7 protein-coding genes and 2 rRNA genes are annotated in these 7017 nt (G+C 67.7%); 3 read left to right on the top strand and 6 right to left on the bottom strand.

Annotation, left to right across the window (positions count from 1 at the left end; translation table 11 throughout):
* Positions 1–119: ribosomal RNA gene (locus ABEA43_RS26665) — 23S ribosomal RNA — on the top strand; the annotation flags it as partial.
* An 84-nt stretch (positions 120–203) separates the two neighbouring features.
* Positions 204–320, top strand: a 5S ribosomal RNA gene (gene rrf / locus ABEA43_RS26660).
* Here the strand turns inward: rrf and ABEA43_RS26655 are convergent.
* Positions 309–1199 carry a TolB-like translocation protein gene (locus tag ABEA43_RS26655; RefSeq protein ID WP_345565904.1) on the bottom strand — a complete coding sequence of 297 codons (891 nt, stop codon included), beginning with the start codon at positions 1197–1199 and terminating at the stop codon, positions 309–311. The genes rrf and ABEA43_RS26655 overlap by 12 nt on opposite strands.
* 335 nt (positions 1200–1534) lie before the next feature.
* Here ABEA43_RS26655 and ABEA43_RS26650 point away from each other — a divergent pair, with 335 nt between their 5' ends.
* Entirely contained in the window at positions 1535–2515 is a 981-nt protein-coding gene (locus tag ABEA43_RS26650; protein WP_345565902.1) for a serine hydrolase, read from the top strand.
* Here the strand turns inward: ABEA43_RS26650 and ABEA43_RS26645 are convergent.
* Genes ABEA43_RS26645 through pstS form a run of 5 tightly spaced genes read right to left on the bottom strand, consistent with a single transcriptional unit; the run spans position 2484 to position 6966 of the window.
* A complete protein-coding gene (locus ABEA43_RS26645) occupies positions 2484–3182 on the bottom strand; it encodes a response regulator transcription factor (protein WP_345565900.1) in 699 nt (232 codons plus the stop codon). The two genes, ABEA43_RS26650 and ABEA43_RS26645, sit on opposite strands and share 32 nt — an antisense overlap.
* A gap of 26 nt (positions 3183–3208) precedes the next feature.
* Complete coding sequence (gene pstB / locus ABEA43_RS26640; protein WP_345565898.1) at positions 3209–3985, bottom strand: phosphate ABC transporter ATP-binding protein PstB; 777 nt, start codon at positions 3983–3985, stop codon at positions 3209–3211.
* Between the two features lie 15 nt (positions 3986–4000).
* Positions 4001–4876 carry a phosphate ABC transporter permease PstA gene (gene pstA / locus ABEA43_RS26635; protein ID WP_345565896.1) on the bottom strand — a complete coding sequence of 292 codons (876 nt, stop codon included), beginning with the start codon at positions 4874–4876 and terminating at the stop codon, positions 4001–4003.
* Entirely contained in the window at positions 4873–5853 is a 981-nt protein-coding gene (gene pstC, locus ABEA43_RS26630; protein ID WP_345565894.1) for a phosphate ABC transporter permease subunit PstC, read from the bottom strand. The genes pstA and pstC overlap by 4 nt, the downstream gene beginning before the upstream one ends.
* A gap of 6 nt (positions 5854–5859) precedes the next feature.
* Positions 5860–6966 (bottom strand): phosphate ABC transporter substrate-binding protein PstS, encoded by a 1107-nt coding sequence (pstS, locus tag ABEA43_RS26625; RefSeq protein WP_345565893.1) that lies wholly within the window; start codon positions 6964–6966, stop codon positions 5860–5862.
* Positions 6967–7017 lie beyond the last annotated feature (51 nt).

The following is a 7017-nucleotide window of genomic DNA, read 5'->3' as shown; positions in this document are numbered from 1 at the left end:
AGGTCTCCCACCATGAGAGTGGGTAAGGCTCCCGGTAGACGACCGGGTTGATAGGCCGGAGGTGGAAGCACGGTAACGTGTGGAGCTGACCGGTACTAATAGGCCGAGGACTTGACCACAAAGCATACTTTTTGTAGTTCTTGCTCGCGTCCACTACGCAATTCTGAGGCAACAAGCAGTGATGTTTGTGTGTTTCATGGGGTTACGGCGGTTATGGCGGGAAGGAAACACCCGGTTACATTCCGAACCCGGAAGTTAAGCTTCTCTGCGCCGATGGTACTGCACTCGGGAGGGTGTGGGAGAGTAGGTCACCGCCGGACAATCTTTGGGAAGGGCTCGACGCTTAATGCGTCGGGCCCTTTCTGCGTTTCCGGAGTGGGTGCTGCTGGTTTCCCGCCCCGACCAGCTCGAACAGGTGCGGCCTGGGCGGATGGAGCTCGGTTACCTTCGCGAACGTGCCCGTCCTCGTGTCCCACGCGGAACGTGATCTCCTCGAAGAGCTTGCCCGTGGCGCAGCTCAACAGCACCTCGGAAGCGTTCACCCCCTGAGTGGTGTCGCAAACGCTCGCCCGGTCCCGAAGCGGGAGGCGCAGGCGTACGTCGTGGAGGACCTTGCCGTCGCGGGTGTCGATGGTGACGAGGCGCGACGGGCGGATGTCGGAGCCGCCTGCCGCAGGGTTCCTGGACACGACCTGAGCGGCCTGGGCGGATCCGTCCGGGACCAAGGCGCCAAAGGCGGCCGGCGTGCGGAGCCGGGCGGGGAGCGGGACCTTTTTCGTGCCCGAGGAGTCCAGGGTGGACAGGGCCCGCTCGTCGGTGACCATGAGTCGCGTCCCGTCCTGGTCGAGGCGGGCGAGGGTGCCGTCCTGCGGGAGGTGCCAGAGCGTCCGGCCGTCGGCGAGGTTCACGATGAAGGCGGGCGGCAGGGGCGCCTCGTCGTCGGGGGAGTAGGTGACCCTGACGGTGACGAGCAGGTGGCGGCCGTCGCTGAGGAGGGTGGGCACGAGCTCGCGGCCCTCCAGGTCGTCGGCGCGTACGGACTCCTGGATCGGCAGGACGGTTCCTGCGGCCAGGTCGCGGACGACGACCCGCTGGTCGGTGGCCCGCGCGTAGGCGAGGTAGCGGCCGTCCGCGCTCAGGTCGACCGGGGTGCCCTCGGCCGCGTCGTCAAGCTGCCAGGTCCTGCCGCTGCGGGTCACTACGAACCAGCGGGCGCATTCCTCATGCGGCCCTTCGCGCTTGGCTTTGTCGCACCGGTAGGCGTAGGCGGCCGGTTCCTGAGGCGGCCGGTTCCGCGCGGCTGGGGACGTGCCGGGACTGGCGGAGTTCCACGTCCATGAGGTGATCGGCCACGCGAACGCCCTGGCGCACACCCGGTACGCGCCTGGCCGTGAGGCGGGTGGAGACGGCGATGGAGGTCGTGTCGAAGGTGTTCTGGTTCACGCAGGGGGCCACGTGCGACGACGGCTCGGTCGCGAAAATGATCGCCGTCGGCGTCTAGCGGCTTGTCGCCTTTTTTCGTGATAATTCACGGATGATCGCGGGCAGGGCGAAGGCGATACCACGGATGGTCATCGCGCTCGCCCTGACCCTGCCGCTGGTCTCGACACCCAGGCAGGTGCCTGCCGCGATCCAGGCGGCGCTGCCGGTCCCCGAGTCCTCACAGGCGCCAATCGTCCGGCAGGCCCTACCCGAGCACGAGCGGGCCCGGCCGAAGGTCGGGGAGGCGACGACGGGGAAGATCGAGCAGATCACCGGTACGGAGCTCCTGGCCGCGGTCCCGGCGAAGGCGATCGGCAAGCGGCTCGACCGCTATCTGGCAGGCCGCTCAGGAACGGTCACCGCCATGGTCAAGGATCTGGAGACAGGCCGGCTCTATCGGTATCACCCGGGCGAACGGCTGATCACGGCCAGCTCGGCCAAGGTCCAGATCCTGATGGGGCTCCTGCTGAAGACCCCGTGGAAGAAACTGCCGGCGGACGTCAGGCACGACGCCGAGATCATGATTCGCTACAGCGACAATCATGCCGCCGACCGCCTCTGGCTGCGGGTGGGCGGCGCGCCCGGGTTCACCGAGGCGGGCAGGAAGTTCGGGCTCAAGCACACGCAGGGCGTCTCAGGCGACTGTGTGGACCTGTATTGCTGGGGAATCACCCGAACGTCGGTCGACGACCAGATTCGCCTCATGCAGGCTCTGGTGTCCGGCAAGAGCCCGCTCAAGGCCAAGGACCGCGATCACGTGCTCGGCCTCATGGGCGAGGTGATCGACGGCCAGAACTGGGGCATCGGCGTCGCGGCGTGCGAAGGTGATCGCGTGGCGCTGAAGAACGGCTGGCTCAAGCGCGTCTCCACCAAGCTCTGGGCCACGATCAGCGTGGGCCTGATCCGGGGCGACGGCCACGACTACGCCGTTGCCGTACTCACCGAGGGGAGCCCCGAGGTGGGGTACGGCATAGCGACCGTCGAAGGCGTGACCGAGCGGATTATGGAATCGTTCCGGAAATGCCGGGCGTGACGAGTCGATAGCCCACCCCGCGTACGGTCTGGATGAGCTGGTCGTCCTCGTCACCGAGCCGCGCGCGCAGCCGTTTGACGTGCACCGCGATGGTGTTCGTCGAGGTGGTGGCGGCCGCGTGCCACACGTGGCGCATGATCTGCTCACGGGTGACCGTGCGGTCGGCGTTGCGCATCAGATACTGCAGCAGCTCGAACTCACGCAGCGGCAGGTGTACGGCCCGGCCGCCGACGCGTACCTGGTAGGCCTGGATGTCCAGCTCGACCCCGCCCACGGCCAGCACCTTGCGCGACTCGGGCGAGGCCGCCTGGATGAACGGCAGCAGCTCCGGCACCCGGTAGGGCCTGGCCACGCAGGCCGCCGCGCCCGCGGCCAGCGCGCGTACCGCCTGCTCGGCGTGCCCATCACCGACACCGAGCAGCACGGGGACGGCTCGCGCGAGCCGTACGGCGCGGACGAACTCCACCGCGTCGATGACCGGCAGTGTGGCCGAGACGAGCACCACGTCCGGCTGCAGGGCTCCGGCCTGCAGCAACCCCTGAGCGCCGTCGAAGGTGCCCGTGACGGACACGCCCTCGCGTTCGAGCGCCGTGGCCAAGTCGTCCACGACGGCGCTGTCGGGGTCGGCGATGAGCAGCACGGGCTTGGTCCTCGTGTCCCCGTTCATCGTGGATGCCGCCTGCGGTTGGGTCATCAGCCGAAGCGCCCCGTGATGTAGTCCTCGGTCGCTTTCTGGGTGGGGTTGGTGAACATGCGGGAGGTCTCGTCCATCTCGATGACCTTGCCGGGCTTGCCCTGCTCGGCCAGGTTGAAGAACGCGGTCCTGTCGCTGACCCGGGCGGCCTGCTGCATGTTGTGGGTGACGATGACGATGGTGAAATCGTCCTTCAGCTTGGCCATCAGGTCCTCGATGGCCAGCGTGGAGATCGGGTCTAGGGCCGAGCAGGGCTCGTCCATCAGCAGCACCTGCGGGCTGACCGCGATCGCACGGGCGATGCAGAGCCGCTGCTGCTGGCCGCCGGACAGGCCCGCGCCGGGCTTGTTGAGGCGGTCCTTGACCTCGTTCCACAGGTTGGCGCCCTTGAGCGAGTCTTCCACGACGCCGTCGAGCTGCGACTTGGCGATGCGGCCGTTGAGCTTGAGCCCGGCGGCCACGTTCTCGTAGATCGACATCGTCGGGAACGGGTTGGGGCGCTGGAAGACCATGCCGATCATCCGGCGCACGGAGACGGGCTCGACGGTGCTGGCGTACAGGTCCTCGCCGTCGAGCAGCACCTTGCCTTCCACGCGAGCGCCGGGGATCACCTCGTGCATGCGGTTGAGCGTGCGCAGGAACGTCGACTTGCCGCACCCGGACGGGCCGATGAACGCGGTGATCGAACGGGGTTCGATGGTCATCGACACGTCCTCGATCGCCTTGTGCGACCCGTAGTACGCGTCGAGACCCGAGACCTGGATCTGCTTGGACATTTCGGCGATTACCCCCTATCGGCCCCTGGCGGGCGAGCGCCACCAGGCGATCAGGCGCGCCACCAGGTTGAGCAGCATGACGATCAGGATGAGCGTGAGAGCTCCGGTCCACGCCCGATCGATGGCGGTGTCGTTCGGACGGGCCGCCTGGTCGAAGACGTAGAGCGGGAGGCCCATCTGCGGCCCGGTGAACGGGTCGTTGTTGATGGAGTTGGTGAAGAACACGGTCAGCAGCAGCGGCGCCGTCTCACCGGCGACCCTCGCGACGGCCAGCATGACGCCGGTGATGATGCCGGTGAGCGCCGTCGGCAGCACGACCTTCATGATCGTGCGCCACTTGGCCACACCCAGCGCGTACGAGGCTTCGCGCAGATCGGTGGGCACCAGCCGGAGCATCTCCTCCGCCGATCTGACCACGGTCGGCATCATCAGGATGGACAGCGCGAGCGCGCCCGCCCAGCCGGAGAACTGGAAGCCGAGCACGAGGATCCAGAACGCGAAGATGAACAGGCCGGAAACGACTGAAGGGATGCCGGTCATGACATCCACGAAGAAGCTGATGGACCGGCTGAGCCGGCCGCCGTTGCCGTACTCGACCAGGTAGATCGCGGTGAGCAGGCCGATCGGGACCGAGATGAGCGAGGCCAGCAGGACCTGCTCCAGCGTTCCGATGATGGCGTGGTACGCGCCGCCGCCCGCGTCCCTGGCGCCGATGCCGCGCATCGAGTGCGTCAGGAACTCCATGTCGAAGCGGGCCGCGCCGTTGGAGATGACCAGCCAGAGGACGGAGACGAGTGGCACCACGGCCATCGCGAACGCCAGGTAGACCAGCCCCTGGACGAACCGGTCCTTGATCCTTCTTCTGGTCGAGATGTGTTGGATGGCTGTCATGCGCCGGCCCTCGCGTACTCCTTGCGGCGGTTGATGATCAGGCGGGCGCCCATGTTGACCAGCAACGTGATGACGAACAGCACCAGACCCGAGGCGATCAGCGCGCCCCGGCCGATCTGGGTGGCCTCGCCGAAGCCGTTGGCGATGTTCGCCGCGATGCTGTTGGCGTGGGGGGTGAGGATCTCGAAGCTGATGTCGAAGGTCGCCGGGAAGATCAGCGCGACCGCGATGGTCTCGCCCATGGCCCGGCCGAGGCCGAGCATCGCGGCGCTGATGACGCCCGGGCGGCCGAACGGCAGCACGGCCATCCTGATCATTTCCCAGCGGGTGGCGCCGAGGGCCAGCGCCGCCTCCTCGTTCATCTTCGGGGCCTGAAGGAAGACCTCGCGCGAGATGGCGGCGATGATCGGCAGGATCATGATGGCCAGGACGATGGCGCCCGCGATCATGGTCTTGCCGCCGATGGCCCCTTCGCCGGCGAAGAGCGGGAACCAGCCGAGGTTCTCGTTCAGCCACTGCGACGGGGTTCTCATGAGCGGCACCAGGAACGCCAGGCCCCACAGGCCGTAGACCACGCTGGGCACGGCGGCGAGCAGGTCGATCAGGTAGCCGAGCGGCGACGCCAGGCGGCGGGGCGCGTAGTGCGAGATGAACAGCGCGACGCCGACCGCGATCGGGGCGGCGATGACGAGCGCGAGCGCGGAGCTGAGCACTGTGCCGAACGCCAGTGCGCCGATCCCGAATACCTTCTGGCCGTTGGGGTCCCAGGTGAGCTCCGTGAAGAAGGAGCCCTTGTTCGCCTGGAGGGCGGGGATCGCCTCGGCGATGAGGAACACGGCGATGGCCGCCATGATCCCCAGCAGAAGGACGCCCGCCGCGGTGGCGAGGAAGCGGAACGGCCCTTCACCATGGCTGCGCCGCGAGGCGGACCGGCTCGTGGCCGGCCCGCCGTCACGGGTGCGAACGTTGGTCGTCATGGGGGCTTAGGAGATCGCCTCGACAGCCGCCCGGACCTTGGTGAGCAGGCCGCCCGCGAGCGGGGCATACCCCAGGTCCTTCAGCGCTGCCTGGCCCTCGTCGCTGGCGGTGTAGGTGAGGAAGGACTTGACGACCTTCGCCTCCTCCGGTGCCAGGCCCTTCTCACAGGTGATCTCGTACGTCACCAGGACGATCGGGTAGGCCCCGGCGGTCTTGGTCGCGTAGTCGATCGAGAGGGCGAGGTCGTTGCCGCTGCCCTTGATCTCGGCGGTCTCGACCGTCTTGGCCGCGCTGTCGGCGTTCAGCTCGACGAACTCGCCGGCGCCGTTGGCGACCTTGGCCTTCTGCAGCGAGGAGTTCTCGGCGTAGGAGAGCTCGACGTAGCTGACCGCGCCTTCGGTGTCCTTGACGGAGGAGGCGATGCCGTCGGAGCCCTTGGCGCCCTGGCCCTTGGCCTCGGCGGGCCACGCCTTGGCGGGCTCGTGCGGCCAGCCGGCGGTGGCCTTGAGGAACTTGGTGAAGTTGTCGCTGGTGCCCGACTCGTCCGAGCGGTGGAACGCCTGGATCGGGGTGGACGGCAGCTTGGCCTCGGGATTGTCGGCCTTGATGGCGGCGTCGTCCCACTTGGTGATGGTGCTGTTGAAGATGCCGCCGAGCGTCTTGGGCGACAGCTGCAGGCCCTCGACACCGGGCAGGTTGTAGACGACCGCGACGGGGCCGGTCACCATCGGGATGTTGATGGCCTTGCCGGTCTTGCACCGGGCGTCGGCCTGGGCGGGCTCGTCTTCCTTCAGCGCCGAGTCGGAGCCGGCGAAGGCGACCGTACCCTGGATGAACGCCTGCACGCCCGCGCCGGAGCCGCTGGGCTGGTAGTTCAGGGTGACACCGGGGTTCGTGGCCGTGAAGTTCTTCGTCCACTCGGTGATCGCATTAGCCTGGGCAGAGGAGCCCGCGGCGTTGATCGTGCCACTCAGACCATTGTCATTGCCGGCGGGTGCACTGGCACTGGCGGAGCTGGTGCTGTTTCCGCCGGCATTGTTGTCTGTGCCGCACGCAGCGAGGGAGAGCGCGCCGACGACGGCGACGGCGGCGAGCCGGCCTGCATACTTCACGGTTGGGTTCCTCCCACTTGGTCCTTAGTCGCCATGAAGCTATGCAGCCAA

It is taken from the genome of Nonomuraea rosea, from assembly GCF_039539705.1.
GTDB classification, from domain to species: Bacteria; Actinomycetota; Actinomycetes; order Streptosporangiales; family Streptosporangiaceae; genus Nonomuraea; species Nonomuraea rosea.
This window is presented reverse-complemented; position numbering and strand designations above follow the sequence as displayed.